Below are 21435 nucleotides of genomic sequence, written 5' to 3' on the forward strand. Positions count from 1 at the left end.
TGACATCGCATCACCGATGACACCCGACCCGTATGGATCAGCATCGTACCGGCTAAACTGAGCCTCAAATTCGTCGACGAGAGCTGCTTCATCGACTTGATCGATACGTTCCTGTAGAAATTCTCGGTAGACGGCAGAGAGGTCCTTTCCCCATCTCGATCCCACTTTCGCTTGGTTCAACAACTCATCAAAGACCCCTGATTCTGCCAGACGGGATAGATTGAGTGTAGCTTGGACGCCAGGTTGGTCGTCTAAATCACCCGATATCTCACTTGCTAGGTCTTCAACGGCTTGACCGTCGGAAACCAGATAGAAAACAGCTTCTGGGGCAGAGTCGAAGAGCCCAGCGTCTTTATCAGCCATTATCTGGATTTGCGCACAGCAAAGGTAAAAACTACTGTTGTTAATGTCGAGGGTCTCTTGTTGTTAGTCTCCGCTAAGGACTACATTGCTGTCAACATCATACGTCTGGAACTGCTCAGCTAACTCTATTCCACCAATTAGTATGAAGAGGTCGACCGTGTTCTCTTTTGAGAATGGAAACTTGCCTAGGCTGTTGGATGAAGCCCCTTGGAGTCAGCTTAATATTTCACTGATTGCGGGCCAAGATTATGATCTGCTGACGGTGTGGCTGGAATCTCTTATGCGATTTTCCACCGGTGTCTAGAAATGTTTGGGTGAGAGCTTGTCAAGGAACTTGCTGATGTCAGTGCTCGATATATTATTGGATTTGACACACATCCCAAAAAAATTGAATAAATTAGCTTCTCAAATCCTCTATCTTATCATCAATAAACGCGACTAAATTCGATATTTGAGATTGGGATAGTGAGGTAATATCCAGGATATGGTACTCATTAGGAGTTTGAATATCCAGTTGATTCACCTTATTAATAGTCTCGTCTACTTCTCGAGAACGCTCATTTACTGAAAACTCAAGGATATCTGAATACTCTATCTCATAACTAGTCGAACTATTTTGAATCAAGATTCGGTGATCTGAGAATATTGCCCATGAGTGGTTTGATACCTCTACAGGACTCTGCTCACGTGATCTGGTTATCTTATGCTCGTGGCGTTTGCCTGTTGTGTAGTAATGGGGTTGCTCATTAGGATTGAGCTGTTCCCATATGTTTTCCAGACGCGACTGGGTAACTGAGATATCTTCAGCGTTACTAACTCGATTGGAAACTTCAGACTGCCACCTTTCGTACTCGTCTAATTTTTCTCGGTACTCTTTGACAGCCTCTATCCAGAGGTCCCTATTGGTCCACTCGCTACCTGCTGAGCGTTTTTGTAAAGTAGGACCCAGTCTCTCAGTGACCTCACTGATCTTGATCGATTGTGTTGGTCCCGAATACCAGTGTATCGTCCGATGTGGTGTCTCAATTTCAAACCTAAGCCTCGTAGATGGTTCACTGGGGCTCCCACCACGGTTTGTATCGATAGAAAGGTTGGATGTTGGCTCGATTTTAAATTCCTCAATATTGCTGTACTGAATCTCTCTTTTGTTGTTGGTCGGTTTTCGCGCGATGAGGAGCAGGATGCGGTCGTCTGTTATTGCGACGATTGAACTGTATCCACTTCTTGGAGTTAATTCGGTCTGTTGCCCGGCAGTAAACTCCGTTACTGGGTTTGAGCTGACAAACAAGTAGTCGACAATTTCACCCTCCTCAAGATAGTCTATGAACGGCTTGTTGTAGAGCCATCCGCGTAGAAGGCCCACCCTTTGAAACAGGCCAATTCGACCCCTCTTTGTCCTTGTTAGTCGTTGATGCGTGACTGACGAATGGTTTGCTTTATCTAAAATATCGTCAACTCCCCAGTCGTCATTCATTGTATATCCCGATGGCTCGTTCACTTATGATATAAATTTAGCCGGTGGTCCGTAGGTCGCGTCGTGACCGGGGGACTAATTTCCAAACTCTTCTAGCTGATTTTCGACGGGAATTCAGCTAACATTATTTCTGATATACTTCCTGCCAAATAATATGTGGTAGAATTCGCAGTAGATCTGTCTGATCACGCAGGATCCAGAGAACGAATGTACTCGGTAGCTAAAGGTCATTCACAATGCCGACAAGGGATCTAAACCTTAGACAGACTGAACTTAGAGATCGACCGGTGATGCCGCACTAATATCCCCCTCAATAAATAGCGCCCTAGCTATTTCGCCACCTGGTGTAAGATAAGGGGTTTCGCCGAAATCGGGTGTTTTGGACGGTGAATATAGGTTTTCGAAGTCAGTTTGGTGAATAGTTGGCCGCCCACGATAGTGGCTATTTGTCTTTGATGTGCGAGATTGGAAGGTGATTCGGTCTTTATCGGGGTTCGCTTCAATCGTTTTTCGCACCCCGTTTGGATCACCTACTTTAGCGAGGACTGTCCGTCCCTCCTCCCGCATCAGATCTAAGAAAGGTTCGTAATTCCCCTCTGCGAACGCTCTACTAATCCGGTCAGGGAACTGGTTGATCACTTCCTGCCACTCGGACCGGGAGAACGCGATTGAGTTATGATGTCCAGCTCCGAATTCAATCTGTATCTGCGGTGGTTCCGGATCAGCATCTGCTACCTCAGTCCGTCGATTCATTGACTCACCATAGCGGAGTGTGATCGGACTATATCTGTACTCCCCATTCTCCTCCCAATGGGCCGTTGTAAGTGTGTAATTCAGTGTTGTGAGTCGAATGAATTCGTAGAGCTCATCCAACAGAAAGCCTGTAACTGGGTGGGAATTTTGGTTAGTGAGATTAGAGACGGTGTTCGCAACCTCAGCCCATGTTGCTGTATTGTACTCTGTGGGGGTGATACCAAGCGAATTCGCATACCCTTGTAGTTGACTTCTATTCAGATTATCTCCTTGTGTTTTCACTTCTAAGACAAGTGTTAGATTATCGTCGACTTCCACAACACCATCGACTCTTCCGCCGCTCGGGGAATCCGTATCTAAGTTAATATCTGTGAGCTCTTTATTGGAAGGCGACAGACCAATAAGGTGGATCTCCCTATTCTGTGTTGGAATCTCACCCACTGTCTGCTGAACATCACACGTTATCCGACCTTCACCGAACCCCTCAATCTCTCTCCCGGATAGAGTCTCTAATATTGACTTAGCAAGTTCTGGGTTGCGGTTTGGTTTTGAGACCTCAGATACAACCTTCAACAGCGAGGCAGTCGCATTGTCCTCCAATTGTCGACCCATATCAGAACCGTTTGAACGGGCCGACGGACCTCGATAGTAGGTGAACAAATTGTCAACCTGATCTCGCATAACACATCAGTAGTATATCAGGTGTATTATTCTTACTTCTAAAGGGTGAAACATATACGCCTCTTAGTCGCTGGCGGACATACTACGACTAAGAATTAGTCCTTCGGTCGGTGTGGCTTAATCTACAATTGAGTGTGGTATTGAGTCTTAATGCCCCAAAGTATCTGTTCTGGATAAGTTTAACATTAAGTTGACTACTGTACTCGCCTACCGTCTCGGATCATACTCGCTTGCGTCCCACTCACGACTGGCGATCTTTTCGTTAATCGTGTCTAGCTCCTCTTCGGTCATCGTCTCAGGATTACGCAGAGGGATGCACCAGTCCAACTGTTTCCCGAAGGCAATTGCCTCTCGTCGGCGAGAGAGCATCCCAAGCTTGAGTTCAGCGAGAGTCCGCCGGAACATGTTTCGCACCTGCATGTGACGCTTTCTACGATTCCTGTACGGACGGATCTCCCCATCAAAGCCTGGCGCTAACGCCCAATAATCAATATCGTGATCGCTGTACGTGTATGACCGGTAGTTCAATATCTGTGCGAATCCTTCGGCGATGTGCCGCGTCGTGTAGTTACGTGTCCGCTTGACCTCGATTGCGACACAGCCGACGGCTGGGTGTTCCGCGACAATATCTACGCGACCCCTTCGCTCATCGTCTAACACTTCCGTGTCTACGTTCCAGTCGTATGCTTCGAGTAGCGAGATGATGTGTTGTTTGAACTCCTGTTCTCGTTCGTATTCCACTGCGGTGAGATGGGGGACCCCATTGATCATATCTGCTTCGTCGATCTCTGCGTCTTCCCATACTGGGCCGTCGCGGTTGTGTCTTCTAATCATTGGTTGCGTGGTGTGTAGCTGCGTGCGTGGTTATTTCGCGAGCGATGCTTCTCGCACCGGGACTGATAGGACTACCCTCTAGGATCGCGGTAGCTGGTGCGCTCAGGGCATCGAGACTGGTCGGTTGATACCTAGCCGCCACCGCGTGTGGTTCTCGGTGTAATCTTCTCTGCTGGCCCATGGGTCGCCAAAGGGCCCTTCTGCGGCGGTGGTTCCCGCACTCTCGGTGTGTCAGTGGCCCCGAGGTGAGCGTGGTCTGGACCCCTCCGCTCCGAAGACTGGTCAATAGTGGCTGCTCTCCCAGAGCGTAGATCTTGGCCGTCGACGCGACGCAGCGATGGCCTCCTGCCGAAGGATTGCTGGAGGTTTGTCGGGGTGGGTGTAGCTCTGTCGGATTTCCGCACCCTAGCGTTTGGGTTACAGCATCCCACTTGCGGTGGCCGTCGACCCTTGTCGGTCGAACAGAGGGGAGCTCGCTGACGGTTCCAATACGGCGGTCGTAGCTACTCGCCGAGATATCGGCGCGCTTGATGAGCTCCTGTCTCCCAAGTGGTTCTGCTGCCCGTAGCAGCGCCGCATAGAGCTTTGTCGCCGTTGGTGAGAGGTCTGGGCGGAACCGACTGCTTGGAAGCGTTGTCGCCGCCTTGAGCACTGCTGGCTCCCACTTGTGGCGCGGATTGTCGAGTGCCCGCACCAAACAGGTGACCGTGTCGTACGGGCTCGCTCGATGCGGAACATCCCGACCGAACGACCGGAGACAAAACCGGGTAATCTCACGCCGAACACGCGACGTCCACCCAGTATCGTACACCTCTGCGAGCTCGTCGACGATCTCACGGATCGACGCGTATGTCGTACCGTCGCGAACAGGCACGGTGAGTGTCGGTGCCTGTTCGTCGCCGCTGGCGATCGCCCCTCGAAGCGTGTCGAGTTCCGCGCCAAGCGCATCAGTGATGGCTGTCTGGAGCGTTGTCGCCGTCGGCCCCGCAATGACCCACGACGCGGTCAACTCCATCGAGGCGCCGGTCTCGACGTCGTACGGCAGCCGTCGCTTCAGCTTCGCCGGCCGTCTCTCGAACAACATCCGGTAGCCGGCGTGGATCCCGTACACCGACTGTTTTGGCACCGTATACCGGATGAAGTCACAGAGCTCGGCTCGCTTCCGTTCGTTTTGAGCGAGTGGCTCGGTGTCTGGCAACCGCACCGTCAGCGTCAGATCGACGCCAGCAGCGTGGTACAGCTGGGTTGCCGTCGCGACCAACCCGTGGAGGTCTTCGAACATCTCCCCACGGGCCGCACTGTCGGTGCTGTCGGTGAGCGCACTGAGGCGAGCGAGATGCGTGTCGCGGACGGTTTCGATTCGGTCACGCCACGCTGCGTACACCTCTTCGTCTTCGCTGAACCAGCCGACCTGTTGCCCACGACGCAGCGTCCGACCGGGTGAACCGGTGATCTCGCCGGTGCCACTGTGGATGTTCGCGAACGTCTCGCCGAGACGCGTTGGCGTGAGGATCTCCGACAGCGCCGTGTCGCTGAGTAAGACGCCCGCGAGACGTCCCAGGGTGGCGAGCGGGCCGCCCCACTGGACGATCGCGAGACACTCCTCATCGTGGTGACTGAGGTAGCTCACCCGACCATCGTCGAACGGCTCAACCGGGTCGTCGACGAGTGTGACCGCCCCACGCTCTGCTGGGATGGTGAATCGCTGGTGAATCGCCGCCGCGTCATGGGTGTCGATCTCCTTGACGTACCCCTCGTCGGCGTCACCGGTCGCCGCGAGCCACGATTCGACCGCTGTTGGTGTGGTCCCCGAGGCCTCCCGCGGGGGCGACACTGTACTTGGTGATTCGTGAGTGGTCGTGGTAAGACTGCGGCCCAACTGAGTCTGCTCCGGATGGTGAAGCTCACAATCGGCCGTGAGACACTCGCTAACAGCCGTCTCGCCGAGCTCGGTGAGTGTGACTGTGTTGTGTTTCCGACGCCGGTCGATCGCGACCAGCCCTCGCGACTCCAAGTCGAGAACATACCGACCGATCGTCCCGCGCTCGATGTTGAGGTCGGGATCGTCCGTGAGGTCGGCGTACGTGCGGCCACTTTCAGCGTGTAACGCGCCGAGCAACCGGCGTTTCCCGGGTCCTGACGCGAGTTCAGTGAGTGACTCCCATGCCGACTCTACGGTGTTGGTGGGGCCGAGTGGTTCATCGGCACTGCGGTGTCCCTGGTGGGGGGACCGATCCCGGCTGTCAGTAAGACCGAGATGGACCGCACTCCACTGCGGGTATCGGCGAGCGAGCTCCCGCTGGAGTGCCGGCGAGGCGACGACCCGGACGTCGAACCCATCCGCAAGGACGGCGATCGCCGCGAGTGCGCGGACGCCGGTCCGTCGGTCAGTGAGTTCGGTCCACGCCGGGCCATCAAGCACCAACGTGAGCGCTCGTGGGGTGGGATCAAGTTCGCAATGAAGCGCAACCGGGCCCTTCGCGAGCGCTCCAAGGCCGGCGTTGACCGCGCCGCGGCCGGTACCAACTGACTCGACGGTCTCGATCAGCGACTTGTGACGCCGCTCGCGAATCTGCGAGGTGGTGGCTGCGTGGCGGTCGGCAAGCGCAAGCTCGGTGATGGCCTGCGTGTACGCGACAGCCTCCGCGGTCGCGTCGTCCCACGTGTCCTCCAAGGAATTCCACTCGGGGAGTGTCTCGTCGAGTATCGACGTACTCGCACGCCACGCGTCGGTGTGACTCGCCTGGGCCCGGACTGTATCGATGCTTGCCTCGCGAAGCTCTTCGAGGACAGTCGGAACCCACTCTGTCAACCGTGGCGAGACATTTGAACAGCGGATGCCAGCGGTATCGTATCGGGTGGTCGGACCCACGAGATGGACGCCACGCTCATGGCCCTGGCTAGTGGGCTGTGGCCGCCCGCGCTGGGCCTGATTCTCGGCCGGCATCACTTGGATGGCTCCCAGCAGTTGACCACTGCGACAAGCCGCCGGAGCAGCTGCCGGATGTACCGACGAACCGTCCGCGAGTCCGGATCAGCATCGCCGGCCGTCCGAATCGCGGCCGCGATGTCTGGATACCGTGTCCCATCGACTGTCATCGCGGCTCGTAGTAGGGCAGCCCTGACTCCGGCGACGTCGTCGGCGATGCTCGCGGTGAGCGCACGCCGAAGATGCGTGATCGTCGCGTGGGTGGCGTCCGTATCTGTCGCTGACTGTCGGGTTGGTGGGCGCGTCGGGTGGCGATCAGTCGTTGTGCGAAGGGTGGTGTCGGTGCGGTGTGGCGACCGCATTAGTCATCCCCCTCTGTCTTCGGTGGGTGGCCATCGACAGTCACCTGCGCCCGGGCCTCGCGCCGTCGCTGCCGTTGGGTCGCTGTCGGCGTAACCTGCTCGGCGAGTGGCGTCTCGGGTGGCAGCCAGCGGATGGTCGTCGTTGCTGGTGCGCTCACGCCGAGTGGGACCGGCTCGACGAGAACCGGCCATGTCGACTGCGTCGCGGTGTCAGAGGCGAGTCCGATTCGCCCGGCAACCAGTAGCTCGTGAACGCCGAGCGTGAACACCTCCTGTTGTCGGTGTTCACGGTGCGCGCACACACAGTGACCGACCACGTGGGTGCGTTGATCCGCCGGCTTGTGGACGTATGCGACGACTTCATCTCCCTCCGTGACCGAGCGCCCGCAGTGCTGACACGCCCCTGAGGTGGACGCAAGCGACAGCTGATCGAGGCTTGCGATGGTCTCGTCGGTGAGGGGACTTGGTGGTGCGTCGGCGGGCTGCTGACTGTCCCGGCTCATGGCCCCCGATTCGCGCTGGCAATCGATTGGCCACAGTACCACCCACACTGCGGGCAGACCCACCCGTTCACGAATCGGTTGACGAGCCGGTCGCACTGGCGGCACCGCCAGAGCTTCTTCATCATACGTGCCCCTCGACCGCTTGTTGGACGGTGATCTCACCGAGTTCGCCAGTGAGGGTCTCGCGAGCGTCAAAGCGGATATACGGTGGCTGGGTGCGATTCACGCCGTCTCACCTCTCACCCACGCGTCGCGGTTTTCGAGAGCAGTGGTTGCCGCCTCAGTGAGGCAGTAGCTGTTGGTGCGTCCGTCGCGTCGGCGTTTCTTGATAAGTCCGTGCGCGACGAGTTCGTCCAGATTCTGGTACAGGCGGCTGTGATTGATCTCCTCGCCGTAGTAGGTTCTGAGATCTGTTTTCAGTGAGAGCCCGCTCTGTTCGTCAGTCTTCGCGAGCGCTCGGAGGAGGTCACGCTGGAAGGCGGTGAGCCCAGCGACGACGTCGCCGTCGGTCGTCGCGCTCACGCGAGCCACCTCTGTTTTGTTTTGGGATTAGCTACCCCAGTACTGGTTGTATTGCTGCGTTCAGTCGCGGCAACCTGGATTGCGCTGCCGCTTGTTACTAGTTGAGGATATCCCTCTCGTGTCACGCAGGGCTTAAGCCCCGCAGTTGCTATCGTCAGCATGGTTCTGTGATCCAGCACAGAACCCGACCCGGCCTGGTGCTACTACACCGCGGCCGGGATCCCACATTTCATCGCGAGCCGAGGGTTCGTCATTCGGGCTCCGTAGAAACACAGAGGTGCGTATAGAACTTATAGTTTACGCAGGTGTTCTTTAGTTCTAATCGTGTCTACTAGGGCCAGTAGAAACAATAGGTACCATATGAGGCATTCGGGAGACTGGATGACACTGGTTGATGATCGAGTACTAGAGTACCTATCAGAGCATGACTCCGGTTCTCCCGAGGAAATGCGAAAGAGTGGACCGATTCACTACTCTCGGCAGTACATCGGTCGTCGGTGTAAGAAACTTGCTGAAGAAGGGCTCCTCAAACATCTCGGAAACGGGATCTACGTCATCACCGATGAAGGAGAAGCGTATCTTGATGGCCGACTAGACACTCAAGACTGGCGCTATATTGATGACGATACAAACGAACTCAACGCCAGTAGCCCCGAGGACGTTTCTGATGAGTCGAATTGAGGTGTAACCTGATGCGGCCGTTTGTCTCGTGAAGACCCAGTTTGACGAATTAATCATTTGGTGGTTAGTTTTGAGCGGTGCTACAAGTCTGGAGAAGTGGGCTTAGGCTTTACGGGCACGATTAGTCCCACTTGTTTGGCCGAGCGATGTAAGCCGCTGGTTGGCGTTGCGTCCGTGGAGCGGTAGTCAGGGTCCGCATTCACCCATTATTCGCTAGATACGCACCAATTTGAACACATAGGGTTACTGCGGTTCCGTGTATAGCACTATCTTCTCGACACACGGACCATTATGGTTAAAATCTCACAAAAAGAAAACCTATAACGAATATATTCTGCTATGGGTTTCGGTGTAACGTCAAAGACTTGCGGGAGTTGTGGGCTGACGGGATGTACACGTAGAACGACCTCCGTGAAGCCTGTAGTGATACGTCAACCCGATCACCGATCAACACTGTGAACAAAATACACTCAAGAAGGCGTACAACGCAAGAATTGACGGCGAAGTCACCAATTAGCGCTCAATGAGTGAGACAGTATTTCTCGTGCTGGAGGACGAGGTCGACGAGATTCGCTCTCGGAACTGGCACAGCGAGTTGTAAGAACTCACACGAAAGTCTGATACTCAGGCTTTCTCCGAGATTCGGGGCCGCCAGCTGTGGAAATCATCGACTTCAATGCTGAAAACGGAACGGGTTTACTGAGGGTTCTCGCATGCTTCTCGACGGTCTCTGATGTCTTGCTATATCGGTAAGGCTCTGTGGAAAACGGTCACAAGTTCATTAGGTCTGTCAGTCGTATCTCACCCGAAGCAATCACTTGATACGCCCTTTCTCAGGTGTTCCATCCACTGTCCCCTGTTGTAGTGAGATATCGCTGGCCTTCCCATTCTTCTTTTCAATGTACGTGCCTCCATCGGCACGAGTGCCTCCATTATCATTGACAAACAGGGTCCCCGACGACGCAGGCGAGGCCTTGATATTCTGTGCTTGAATTGCTGTGTTTCGCAGGTCAATGTCAGCCGAAGAGGTGAGTGTTATTTTGTTATTGCTTATTGTTGTGCTACCACTGAGATCAATATCGCCACCGTTGGCGGTTATTTTCATCTCGTTATCGCTCCCTAGCGTTGTATCTTGAGCGTTGACAGCACCCGACGCCGTTACCGTGATTTTGTTATTGCTGTCCGCAGTCGCGCCGGTAAGGTCAACGTCCCCGCTAGCGGTTATTTTCATCTCATTTTTGCTCTCTAAGGTCGCGTCTTGGGCAGTAAAAGCACCCGACGCTGTTACCGTGATTTTGTTATTGCTGTCCACAGCGGCGCCGGTAAGATCGACGTTCCCGCTAGCAGTTATTTCCATCTCATTTTTGCTTTCTAACGTTGTCTCTTGAGCGTCAATCCCGCCGTTGCTGGATTTCAGCGTTATTTTATTTTCGCTATCAATGGTGCCCGCTTGTAAGTCGATATTACCACTGACATCAAGTTTCAGTTCGTTAGTAGTCTCTAGTCTCGCACCATTTTTCAATTGTACTGATTGGGTTCCAATATCAATTTTATTACTGATGATGTCTTTTTCGATGACTAAGTCAACGGGATCGTCCAACTGTGCTGCTTCTGATTCTGTGTAGGTTGGTTCATTGTTGTTATACAGACCGTCACCATTCTGGTCATTAAACGCGACAGCGCCAGCTGGCAGTGGATCACCGGTGCTGCCATCATCATTGTCACCATCGTCGTTGTTACCACTCCCACTGCCACCGACGCGCGCAGCATCGTTCTGAGTCGGGTTCTCTGGTGCTTCCTGTACGCCAACTGTATCCACAGTCAGGTTGCTGGTGGTTGTATCAAGCGTCAGGTTGTAGACACCATCGTCGTTTGTGTCGTCCGTAATACTGTACTCATTGTTTGGAATATCAGTCCCGCCCCAGTACTCGTCATCGCTCAACCGCGTCGGGACAGTGACAGTGAGATCACCTTCTGGAATTTCACCAGTGACACTCTCAGCTGGGCGGAGTTCAAGAGTAACTTGGCCGGTCCCACTTCGGCGAAACTCATTCTGTAGAGCCGTAATCTGTACCTTACCGTTATCGACGAGGGCTTGATCTTCAATCACCGCGATTCCACCCCCCTCCTCACGAGCATCGAGGTAGAGTACAGATGCGTCATACCACATCGGAGAGCGATCAAGCTCGTTATACCCAGGCTGATACTCAATAAATCGCGTTGGAATCGTTATTGTTCCTTCAGGTGTACCACTGTTGTTCGAGATCGTGATTGGATATGGGTCCGTCGTACGTATGGTTCCGGCTGGTGAAGGTGGATTTACTGTGAACGTGCGGGTCGAATAGGCAGTACCCAGCTGAACCGTCTGATACTGTGGCTGGTCGATGCTCCCGGCTTGTAGAATACCTGCTCTGAGCTCGACAAGATCGTTGCGGACCTCTCCAGAGTGTTGGAACTCGGTCTCTGCATTCTGCTGTGGAACGATTTCTACCTGGTATAGTGAGAGCGCAAGGATCAGAAACCCAAACAAAATAACGACCCCGATTACTGTCGAAACAGCACGATTGTCGTCTATTACGGACATATTACTTGAGTGTCCACTCATTGTGGATTCACCTGAACATGCTTTGTGTCTTCTACCGACGGCCAGATGGCTAGTCGAATATCTACAGGGCTGGGAATGATATAGAGGAACCAGTACGCTATCATAAGACGATGGAGATAGTACGGATCGGCGATTTTAATCTGTTGCCAAATACCGGTTTGAATAGCGATGGCAGCAGCCCCGCCGCCGACAAATAGAGGGGCAAGTGCAATCATCCGGAGTGTGGCTTTTGCCGGCAGTCTCTTAAAATCAAGACGAAGTCGGAACGGGACCCATGAGGTCTGTTCAATCGAAAGCGGGCAAGCAATCCGGGCGACTGCTAGGTGGGTCAGTTCGTGGAGTCCTATCGCAAGAACCGGGAAACAGATAACAAGAAAGATTGGTTGAACTCCAGCCATACCAAGTCACTATCTGCTAAGCATTTAAATCTGGTACTGATATTTGACGTTCATGATAATCGGCTACAGTGCCATATTTCGGTCTTACGGCCCCTATCTCGACATGTAGGGCTCTTCTGAGACCGGATCGAACATGGGGGGGGGAACTCGACGTCTTGCTCGCTTCAACCCCACGAGGGTTCGTCTGAAACAGGCGGATCTCTTGAAGCCAATCGCGCATTTCCTCGGCTTCAACCCCACGAGGGTTCGTCTGAAATAAGAACGATACGGAGGGCGAGCGCATCGTGAGCGTGCTTCAACCCCACGAGGGTTCGTCTGAAACCTGTCCGCCCTGCCCGTTTCGCTGTGACTGTTGTTGGCTTCAACCCCACGAGGGTTCGTCTGAAACCGGTTCGACCACGACAGAGTGGTTCCTCGGGGAGCGCTTCAACCCCACGAGGGTTCGTCTGAAACGAGCCCGTGGACACGTCCAGTTTACAGCTGGCGACGGACACGGCGAGCTTCAACCCCACGAGGGTTCGTCTGAAACGAGGTGTGTCCCACCTTCCACCAGTTTGACGTGGTAGCTTCAACCCCACGAGGGTTCGTCTGAAACTTCATATTCGAGTTCATCCATCGCGTACGGTTCGAGCTTCAACCCCACGAGGGTTCGTCTGAAACCCGGACGACCGTCGCGTATCGGTAGTTGCCGCGTGCTTCAACCCCACGAGGGTTCGTCTGAAACCGCGGGCGTCAGTCATCGCGCACCTCCGGCGTGTGCTTCAACCCCACGAGGGTTCGTCTGAAACGCCGCTCATTCTCCACCCCCATCGCTCGCCGCCCGGCTTCAACCCCACGAGGGTTCGTCTGAAACCACGTTCCAGCGGTCGATCTCGCTGACGAGCTGCGAGCTTCAACCCCACGAGGGTTCGTCTGAAACTCGGGTGGATCAGGCGCTTCGGGCTCGCTCCCCGTGCTTCAACCCCACGAGGGTTCGTCTGAAACCCTGACCTGACCGCGGAGGGGAGCCGATGAGCCTCGGCTTCAACCCCACGAGGGTTCGTCTGAAACACGGTGACGTCGATATACCAGCAATCGTTTCAGGCGGCTTCAACCCCACGAGGGTTCGTCTGAAACGCTTGCGAGGCATTCGCAGCGGCCTGTTAATTGGCTTCAACCCCACGAGGGTTCGTCTGAAACAGCGGAAGGAACTCTACCTAGACGAGTTCGAAGAAGCTTCAACCCCACGAGGGTTCGTCTGAAACGCGAGATCGCGTCGCCCGGGCGATGACTCCCTGCGTGCTTCAACCCCACGAGGGTTCGTCTGAAACTAGCCCGCACCCGAGCCGCTCCCGGCCTTCGTCTCGCTTCAACCCCACGAGGGTTCGTCTGAAACGAGGAACGGGAGGTCGGGAAATCCAGGCACTATCGAGCTTCAACCCCACGAGGGTTCGTCTGAAACGATCGTCGACGAGCTCCGTGTCAGCGTACGAGAGATCGCTTCAACCCCACGAGGGTTCGTCTGAAACAACGCGACGCGTTCGACGCGCTGGCTTGCCTTGAGGCTTCAACCCCACGAGGGTTCGTCTGAAACGGTGTCGCACCACGACCGGGTGCGTCGCCACCGCCTGCTTCAACCCCACGAGGGTTCGTCTGAAACGATCCCGAGCTGCCCGACGAGCGCTACAAAACGGTCGCTTCAACCCCACGAGGGTTCGTCTGAAACCGCTCGTCGAGGGCACGAACACCGTCAACATCTCGACGCTTCAACCCCACGAGGGTTCGTCTGAAACCGGCGATGGCGGGGGTGGCGGCGGCGCGGTCTGGTCGCTTCAACCCCACGAGGGTTCGTCTGAAACCTCGTCGTCGTCATCGGTGTTGACGAGCTGCTCACCGCTTCAACCCCACGAGGGTTCGTCTGAAACCGCCGTTCAAACTCGGCGCGTCCGGATCGGGCTCGCTTCAACCCCACGAGGGTTCGTCTGAAACGTTTCTGCCCCTCCACGTCTTCGACCCACGACGTGCTTCAACCCCACGAGGGTTCGTCTGAAACCAGCGTTGTCGCCGTCCTCGTCACTCTTTCGCGGGCTTCAACCCCACGAGGGTTCGTCTGAAACGCGACGGCATCCTCGTCGACGGTGACATCCCCGCGCTTCAACCCCACGAGGGTTCGTCTGAAACCGCCTCGGCTGCTGGTGCCAGCGCCTCGACGAGGACGCTTCAACCCCACGAGGGTTCGTCTGAAACCGGTTCACGCTCGCTCGTGAGTGCTCGTACCGGTCGCTTCAACCCCACGAGGGTTCGTCTGAAACCGGATCACCGCGACCGGCGTGCTCCACCTTGAACAGCTTCAACCCCACGAGGGTTCGTCTGAAACCGTCGTTACCGAGGACGCGAGCGACTCCGACTCCGCTTCAACCCCACGAGGGTTCGTCTGAAACATGCTTTTTGATTCCCTGTCGCTCCGCTCTGTATAGAGCTTCAACCCCACGAGGGTTCGTCTGAAACGTAATGCGCGTCGATGAGTCGCGTCCGCGAGACGGGGCTTCAACCCCACGAGGGTTCGTCTGAAACGCGGACGTATGACCGACGACACACGCGTCGGGCATGCGCTTCAACCCCACGAGGGTTCGTCTGAAACGCGTACACGGACCCGCGCGAGGAGGCGGCCGAGCAGGCTTCAACCCCACGAGGGTTCGTCTGAAACGCGTACACGGACCCGCGCGAGGAGGCGGCCGAGCAGGCTTCAACCCCACGAGGGTTCGTCTGAAACACTGATATTTTCTTGACTTAGGTGACATCTGTGTGGCTTCAACCCCACGAGGGTTCGTCTGAAACCTTTGCTGAGTATTCTCTCCTCGCATATCTCGCATTTGCTTCAACCCCACGAGGGTTCGTCTGAAACGACCGCTCGCAGTCGTGGGAGCGTGGTCTCTGATGCTTCAACCCCACGAGGGTTCGTCTGAAACGAAGCGATTACTGCCCGGACTGTCGGCGCCAGTCGCTTCAACCCCACGAGGGTTCGTCTGAAACCTCGGGAGCGTCTACGTCCTCTCGGTCGGCGGACAGCTTCAACCCCACGAGGGTTCGTCTGAAACATGCGTCGCTGACGGCGTTCGCGGACGGAGGTGGGGCTTCAACCCCACGAGGGTTCGTCTGAAACCAGGCGTTGAGAACGCGTCCCTGCATCTCTTCGCGCTTCAACCCCACGAGGGTTCGTCTGAAACTCGCTGCTGTCGCGCTTTGACGCGATCGTGACGATGGCTTCAACCCCACGAGGGTTCGTCTGAAACCCATGATGGGCCCGCACGCGCCGCGAGCGGCGACCGCTTCAACCCCACGAGGGTTCGTCTGAAACACGCGTCCTCGACGAGACTAGCGCCGAGCCTGACGAGCTTCAACCCCACGAGGGTTCGTCTGAAACCATGTCGGGACGACGGAGGACAACGAGGAGGAGGACGCTTCAACCCCACGAGGGTTCGTCTGAAACGCTCATAAACTCACCTCGTCGAGATGATACTCGCAGCTTCAACCCCACGAGGGTTCGTCTGAAACGCGCTTGCCGGCGAGATCGCGGACGCGAGCCCGGCTTCAACCCCACGAGGGTTCGTCTGAAACGGTTGATGAGCCAGTCGCGGAGGTGTTCGGGGTTGCGCTTCAACCCCACGAGGGTTCGTCTGAAACGTCGGGCATGTTAACGCGCCACTGGATGGTCCGTCGCTTCAACCCCACGAGGGTTCGTCTGAAACAACGATGAACGAGCGCGTCATCGACGTGCGGAACGTCGCTTCAACCCCACGAGGGTTCGTCTGAAACACGATCTCGACGCTCGGAGTAGCGAGGCGCGGCGGCTTCAACCCCACGAGGGTTCGTCTGAAACTGTTGAACCAACGCCTCGCGGAGGTCACGGATGATCAGCTTCAACCCCACGAGGGTTCGTCTGAAACGATTCGGAGGTGTCAGACGAGGCCAAACAACTTGCGCTTCAACCCCACGAGGGTTCGTCTGAAACCATGCCCGATATACGGGGCATAGGCAATCTAACGCCCGGTCACAGTAAAGTCCTTCCGTCAACCGTCAATAGGCAGTGTCCCCCATGGGGGTTGACGGAGTCGATTACAGAAATCGCTGATCTTCAGTTGGATCGTCACCGTAGACCGTCCGATTGAGCAGTGTATCAGAAGACAGCTCGTAGATGATTGTCGACTCCCCGGGTTTCAGCAGGTCATCGATCTCATTTTTGAGCTTGGTGAGATCACCTTCAGAGATCTCGCCTTCGAGCACGGAGTTTTGGACATGAGTCAGATACCGCCGACCAATTTTGAGTGCTTTCTGTGTCCGCTCGGCCTCAAGATCATAGACCATCACGACGTACATCTTACCACCACCGCTGGAACGGCTCGTATTCCTCGCCGGTGAGCAAGTGTTTCTTAATTTTATACGCTTCGAGCCTCATCAGGTACTGATAGCTAACCTTGCGGTTCAGATCGGGGTGTTCAACCGTTCGTTCAAGCGTCTCTTCGAACGCCTTCGTGTACGTCTTTCGTCCAGATTCGTTCAACAAACAAGAGCCGAGCTCCGTCTCGAAATCGTCATCCGAAATCTGGTTTCTATTTATCAGTCGAAACAAAACACGGTCGGCGAGAACGGGTTTGAACAGATCGGCGAGATCGAGTGACAGTGAGTATCGACGTTCCCCCGGTTCATGGAGGTAGCTGATCGTCGGATCGAGCGCCGTGGCACGGATCGCCGAGACGCAGTTGGCATAGACCAGCGAGTTCCCGAACGAGATAAGGCTGTTAATCTCGTTGGGTGGTGGGTTGTATTCTCGTCGAGTCAATTGAAACTCGCTCGGGAGGATCTTGTTGAAGCTACGATAGTAGGCCTTTCTTGCGGTAGCCTCGGTTCCTAGTAGCTCATCAACCGGAAGCGACTCACCGACGCGTGCGGCCGCCGCTTCCAAGTCCTCAACGACATCGTCAAGATCGTAATCCCGGCCGTTATAGTAGATCACGTTTGTCCGCATATTGTGGATGCTACCCTGTACAATCGCGGCGGCAAGCTGCCGTCGGTGCTGGCTGTCCTCGTAGGCGCGAACTTGGTTGACGACGGTCTTCCCAGATGTCTGACCGCGTTTCGGCATCACCGACCCCGAGTAGTAATCCTCCCAGCCGAACACGTGGAGTGCGACCGTTCGGTCGTTGAGAAACGACATCAGCCGCGTGTTGAAATCGATCTGGCCATGGAGGAAGAACGCCTCGGCGTTTTCGATTGGGATGTACTGCTTCTCCCCACCGTCGTCGGGGACGAGTCTGAGCGTGTCGTCGCTGCGTTCGAGTCGGCCGTCCGAAAAGACGTGGTAGTTGCGGTCCATTGTTAACACCAGCAGAAATCGTGGTACGCACAGGAGTCACAGAATGGTTTCTCCTCGGCCGGTGGCGGCGAGGCTTGGCTGACGATGTCGTGAATCCCACGGATCGCGGTTTCGACCTTCTCCGCTCGCTCCGCCGTGAGTTCGACCGGCTCGCGCTTTCGCTCACGTGGATGCGCCAGGACGCCGTCTCGCTGAATATCGGCGACGCGGTCGAGATACCAGAGGTAGTACGACAGCTGCATTTCAGCGGGTTCCGTGAGCGTCGAGGAAGGTTTGACCTCGACGACGCGGCCGTCGTCCAGCAAATCTAGTGAGATCATGCCGAGATGGAGGTTCTCGCGTTTGTCGCTGTAGGCCGTCTCGTCGACGCGGGTGCCACGGACGACGGTCGCGTTCTCGCGGTCGATTTCGAGATTCCGACTTTCGAACCAGAGTTCCCGCTTGCAGACGTAGTAGTATTGCACCATCACGCCCGTAACGCGGAACGGTTCGCCGACCGGCTCGCCGCGAGCGGTTGCGAGGAGGCGGTCGACTGGATCAGCGGCGGTCATAAGATCCGCCTCTCAGCAGTGCTGTCCGGAATGACGAACCCTGTATTCTCATCGAAATACTCGCTCAATCCGTGTTTACGAACATCAAGACATAGCACATCCGTGTCAGAGTGGACTGGATTCAATTGACCGAGCTTGTCCTTTTTATCAGATTCGCCACGGTAGACCGGGATCGACACCCGCGCTTGCTTGAGCTCATCCAATAGCCGACGGACGCGGTCGAACTCGTACTGGCTCCACGCTTCGCGTACCTGCTCTACTTGATTTCGTTCGTCCTTGGTTCGGCAGATGATGATGTCGACTGCGTTACGCTGATCGATCAGTGATAGATCTTTGAGTTTGTCTCCGCGTACGTCGTCGACATACTCAGCATACTCTTGTTTGCCAACGTTCTTGTCGGTGTGTAGTGTTTTGTAGTATTCTGTGACTGCTGTACGGGCCACAGTGGTCTCGGAGAGTGGTTCATCCCCTTCACGAACAGCATCGAGAGTTTCCGCCGCGACAGGAAGAAGGGTCGCTCCTCGATTGTAGACTGCTTCTGCAGGTGTTTTTTGTTGCTCATCTGGGACATCAAGCCACCAGACGATGACGCGCCCCTGTTCCCGCTCGAACGACCGGTTACAGCGACCGGCTGCCTGAACGATACTGTCGATTGGAGCCAGATCACGGTAGACACGGTCGAAGCTAATATCGACGCCAGCTTCGATAAGCTGTGTCGAGACCGTGATGAGACCATGTCCGTCGTCGGTGAGTTCTTTTGCGGTTTCGATCAGTTTGAGACGATCCACAGGACGAAGTCGTGTCGAGAGGTGGAGCACCGACCGGTCGCTCCGCTCTTCGATTCGGCTCGCAAGCGTCTTCGGATCGATGTCAGCTGTCGTTTCGACTGTGCTGAGTTCGTCAGCGTAGATGTCTCCGACCCTGGGTAGCGAGTCCGTGTTGTCAGTAAGTTCGTCAAAGAGGGCTCGGGCACTATCGATTGTGTTACAGACCGCAAGCGTTGACGCGCCGGAATCGACTACAGTTAGCAGTTCGGTACCCGCCTGGGTGTATGATTTCGGGTCTTCTTGCGTCTCGATATACCGCTCGGTCGACGCATCGAGTTCGTACTGAACGCGCTCGGTCGCCTCGAAGTACACATCAGGATCGTCGACCAGTTCAGTCGCGTCACCTCCTCGCTCGGTTGGTTCATCGAACAGCTGTGGCTGGGTTGCGGTCATAGCGATAACCGTCGCGCTGTACTGTTCGGTCAGTATTCCAACGAGACGGGGGACGAGTTTCCACCAGTCGAGCGGCAAGCTCTGTGGCTCATCGAGTATAACAACGCTATCTCGGAGCGCAGGTATCTTCATCGACTGCTTGTTGGCCGGCCCAGCAAGACTCTCGAATAACTGTACGAACGTCGTGACTGTGAGGCCGGCCCGCCAGCTTTCAGCGAGCATCCCGGCGACATCGTCGTTCCTGTCCGCTTCATCAGCGTCCACGTCGTCCTCGTCGACGATTTGGGTTTCCGAAAGGTGGTGGTGGGCAGTCAGTAATCGCCCAAGTGTATCGGTCTCGTAGATGTCTTCAATTTCATCGACGACCTGATCGATGATACTGGTAAACGGGAGTGTGTAGACGACACGCTCGCCACCGAGTTCGTCACGAACCGTTTGTGCGGCCGACAGCCCGGAGAGCGTCTTTCCCATTCCGGTTGGCAGAGTAAGTGTCACCACTCCGCCGCCACCTTCAGCGAACTGTTTTGCGTTCTCTACGACAGCTGATCGCGCACGTGAGCGATAGTGATTCAGCCGCTCCGTTCTGGAGCCTTCCGGATCAGCGGGCGAAGAAGCTTCAAGATTAGCCACGTAATCGTCTAATACCTGTAGCGACGGTTTCGTTGCTTCGTAGGTTGAATCCACGTCCACCTCCTCACTCCGGCTTGCGGCACTCGTCTTGTCCGCGAGAACGAGCGACCCCCATATTTCGAGAGTTAGGCCGTAACAGGACTCCGACAGTGACTCACGACTGATCGTCGTACCACTCTGCGTGGCAACAGCCGCAGCGATCTCATCAAGCAGCTCTTTGTACGAGTAGCGAAATCCGTCCCACGATCCATCGCCATTAGTGGCAGCATCGAAGACATCGGCCGCCAAGTCCGGAACGTGGTCTTCGATATCATTGAGCTGCATAGCGATTGCTGCCTGTAGCTGTTCATCATTGGTCTGCGCTCCTCCCGTTGAGTTCTCTGAGGTGTACGCACGGTCGTAGATGTACTGAGTCACATCCGGAAGCCGCCCGTGGTGTTTGGCGACGGCGACGAAACCAGCTAGACAGGCCTCAGTTTCAAACCCCTGTGCGTCGAGCGCATAGTACGCGGCGAACGAGCCGATTGGAGCATGGTATCGGCACGGCTTGTGCTCAGGTTCGGTGCCATATTGAAGATATTCTTGAAAGAAGGTCGTTGCTTTGCCGAAGTCGTGAACATAGGCAAGCGTCTGGACGACCTGCTGTAGCGACTCATCTGTAGGTGTTGTCGCTTCATCGGGGACGACTGCTCTGGCCCGCCGGGCAACATCATCCAAATGATCCCGAAGATAGATACCTTCATATCCGTCTTCGGGCGGATGAGAGTACACAGCCATCAGACGAACACCACGGTTCGGCCATCGACAGTGGCTGCTGTCGTGTCTCGCACCTCAAGCGAGTCGGCGTCGGGATTGTAGGCGTAGTTCGTGAATCCAGTTGTCGTCCGACCACCGGCATCGGACTCCATGAACGCGGGCGACTCCTCAATCTGACAACGAGTTCTCACATCCAGAACGACATCATCAACAGCATTTGGGACCGCTGAATCGACTTCCACAGTATCCGTCTGCGGCCCGTCCGCAACATCGAACTCGCCGTGATACTCGATGTCTGCGAGATACTCCGAGAGGCCGAGACTCGGCACGTAGTGCGATTCACCAGCAGAAAGCGTCTCGCGCAGTTTAGTATACCACTGGTCGTCGGCGAGTGCGATATCGATTCGGTAGGCCGGATCGACCAGCACCTCGTAGTTGTGTTGCTGCCGGAGCGTCGTCGGATCAGGTAGCTTGACGCTGATTTTTCCACGACCGTTGAGCGACTGTAAGTTCCCAGCAGCGGTCGATAGAGTGTTCATCGGCATATTGACCGTCCTGATTTCCCGAACAGGTTCGATGGCGACTGCCGAGCTATCGGGTGCGAACAGGTCGTAATAGCCATCCCGTTCGATCCCTAGAACAGCTGCGAGGAGCCCAGCAACGGTAGTTCGGGGAATGATTCGATAGGTTTGCTTGACGATGTTTCCCTCAATTCGTCGGAAATGACCCCACGGACCGCGAACGGTAAACGAGAGACAGCGATCAGGCTGGCCGCCGTTTTCGTCGGTCGTCCAACCGTCCAGCGATTGTTGCGACATCG

The 21435-nt window shown here is 55.7% G+C and carries 15 protein-coding genes, 2 pseudogenes and 1 CRISPR repeat array; of the genes and pseudogenes, 2 read left to right on the plus strand and 15 right to left on the minus strand.

All coding sequences use genetic code 11. The features are described from left to right. The 8 genes and pseudogenes from EXE45_RS12110 to EXE45_RS12145 form a co-directional block, all read right to left on the minus strand. A pseudogene (locus tag EXE45_RS12110) lies at positions 1-363 on the minus strand (hypothetical protein); the annotation flags it as partial. A gap of 397 nt (positions 364-760) precedes the next feature. Further along, positions 761-1837: a PH domain-containing protein gene (locus EXE45_RS12115; RefSeq protein ID WP_137694480.1), complete on the minus strand. Its 1077-nt coding sequence runs from the start codon at positions 1835-1837 to the stop codon at positions 761-763. Between the two features lie 273 nt (positions 1838-2110). Continuing rightward, positions 2111-3190, minus strand: coding sequence for a hypothetical protein (locus EXE45_RS12120; RefSeq protein ID WP_137694481.1), 1080 nt, complete (start codon positions 3188-3190; stop codon positions 2111-2113). Positions 3191-3478: 288 nt separating this feature from the next. Next, positions 3479-4105, minus strand: coding sequence for a restriction endonuclease (locus EXE45_RS12125; RefSeq protein WP_137694482.1), 627 nt, complete (start codon positions 4103-4105; stop codon positions 3479-3481). After that, a complete protein-coding gene (locus EXE45_RS12130) occupies positions 4098-6977 on the minus strand; it encodes a plasmid replication protein RepH (protein WP_199233621.1) in 2880 nt (959 codons plus the stop codon). Before EXE45_RS12130 ends, EXE45_RS12125 begins: the two co-directional genes overlap by 8 nt. 74 nt (positions 6978-7051) lie before the next feature. After that, complete coding sequence (locus EXE45_RS12135) at positions 7052-7396, minus strand: hypothetical protein (protein WP_137694483.1); 345 nt, start codon at positions 7394-7396, stop codon at positions 7052-7054. Then, a complete protein-coding gene (locus EXE45_RS12140) occupies positions 7396-7899 on the minus strand; it encodes a hypothetical protein (protein WP_137694484.1) in 504 nt (167 codons plus the stop codon). The genes EXE45_RS12135 and EXE45_RS12140 overlap by 1 nt, the downstream gene beginning before the upstream one ends. Before the next feature lie 222 nt (positions 7900-8121). Continuing rightward, positions 8122-8421, minus strand: coding sequence for a helix-turn-helix transcriptional regulator (locus tag EXE45_RS12145; RefSeq protein ID WP_137694485.1), 300 nt, complete (start codon positions 8419-8421; stop codon positions 8122-8124). A gap of 360 nt (positions 8422-8781) precedes the next feature. Between EXE45_RS12145 and EXE45_RS12150 the strand changes: the two genes are divergently transcribed. Beyond that, the gene (locus EXE45_RS12150; RefSeq protein ID WP_137694502.1) at positions 8782-9102 is read left to right on the plus strand and encodes a phage repressor protein; all 321 of its coding nucleotides are present in this window, start codon (positions 8782-8784) and stop codon (positions 9100-9102) included. A 344-nt stretch (positions 9103-9446) separates the two neighbouring features. Then, a pseudogene (locus tag EXE45_RS21335) lies at positions 9447-9703 on the plus strand (IS5/IS1182 family transposase); the annotation flags it as partial. A 213-nt stretch (positions 9704-9916) separates the two neighbouring features. On the opposite strand, the gene EXE45_RS12155 reads toward EXE45_RS21335, so the two are convergent. The 7 genes from EXE45_RS12155 to cas5b all read right to left on the minus strand — a co-directional run bounded on the left by EXE45_RS12155 (position 9917) and on the right by cas5b (position 21433). Beyond that, positions 9917-11707 carry a DUF4097 domain-containing protein gene (locus EXE45_RS12155; RefSeq protein ID WP_137694486.1) on the minus strand — a complete coding sequence of 597 codons (1791 nt, stop codon included), beginning with the start codon at positions 11705-11707 and terminating at the stop codon, positions 9917-9919. Further along, positions 11704-12105, minus strand: coding sequence for a hypothetical protein (locus EXE45_RS12160; protein ID WP_137694487.1), 402 nt, complete (start codon positions 12103-12105; stop codon positions 11704-11706). The genes EXE45_RS12155 and EXE45_RS12160 overlap by 4 nt, the downstream gene beginning before the upstream one ends. A gap of 161 nt (positions 12106-12266) precedes the next feature. Next, positions 12267-16096: direct repeats of the CRISPR family, unit length 30 nt; unit sequence GCTTCAACCCCACGAGGGTTCGTCTGAAAC. A 104-nt stretch (positions 16097-16200) separates the two neighbouring features. Beyond that, positions 16201-16461 carry a CRISPR-associated endonuclease Cas2 gene (gene cas2 / locus EXE45_RS12165; RefSeq protein ID WP_137692286.1) on the minus strand — a complete coding sequence of 87 codons (261 nt, stop codon included), beginning with the start codon at positions 16459-16461 and terminating at the stop codon, positions 16201-16203. Between the two features lies 1 nt (position 16462). Continuing rightward, complete coding sequence (cas1b, locus tag EXE45_RS12170; RefSeq protein ID WP_137694488.1) at positions 16463-17458, minus strand: type I-B CRISPR-associated endonuclease Cas1b; 996 nt, start codon at positions 17456-17458, stop codon at positions 16463-16465. A gap of 2 nt (positions 17459-17460) precedes the next feature. Beyond that, positions 17461-18009, minus strand: coding sequence for a CRISPR-associated protein Cas4 (cas4, locus tag EXE45_RS12175; RefSeq protein ID WP_137694489.1), 549 nt, complete (start codon positions 18007-18009; stop codon positions 17461-17463). Beyond that, on the minus strand, positions 18006-20636 hold the full coding sequence (locus tag EXE45_RS12180; protein WP_137694490.1) for a CRISPR-associated endonuclease Cas3'': 2631 nt from the start codon (positions 20634-20636) through the stop codon (positions 18006-18008). The genes cas4 and EXE45_RS12180 overlap by 4 nt, the downstream gene beginning before the upstream one ends. Then, a complete protein-coding gene (gene cas5b / locus EXE45_RS12185) occupies positions 20636-21433 on the minus strand; it encodes a type I-B CRISPR-associated protein Cas5b (RefSeq protein WP_137694491.1) in 798 nt (265 codons plus the stop codon). Before cas5b ends, EXE45_RS12180 begins: the two co-directional genes overlap by 1 nt. Between the last annotated feature and the right edge of the window lie 2 nt (positions 21434-21435).

It is taken from the genome of Halorubrum sp. SP9 (genome assembly GCF_005435015.1).
Lineage (GTDB): Archaea > Halobacteriota > Halobacteria > Halobacteriales > Haloferacaceae > Halorubrum > Halorubrum sodomense.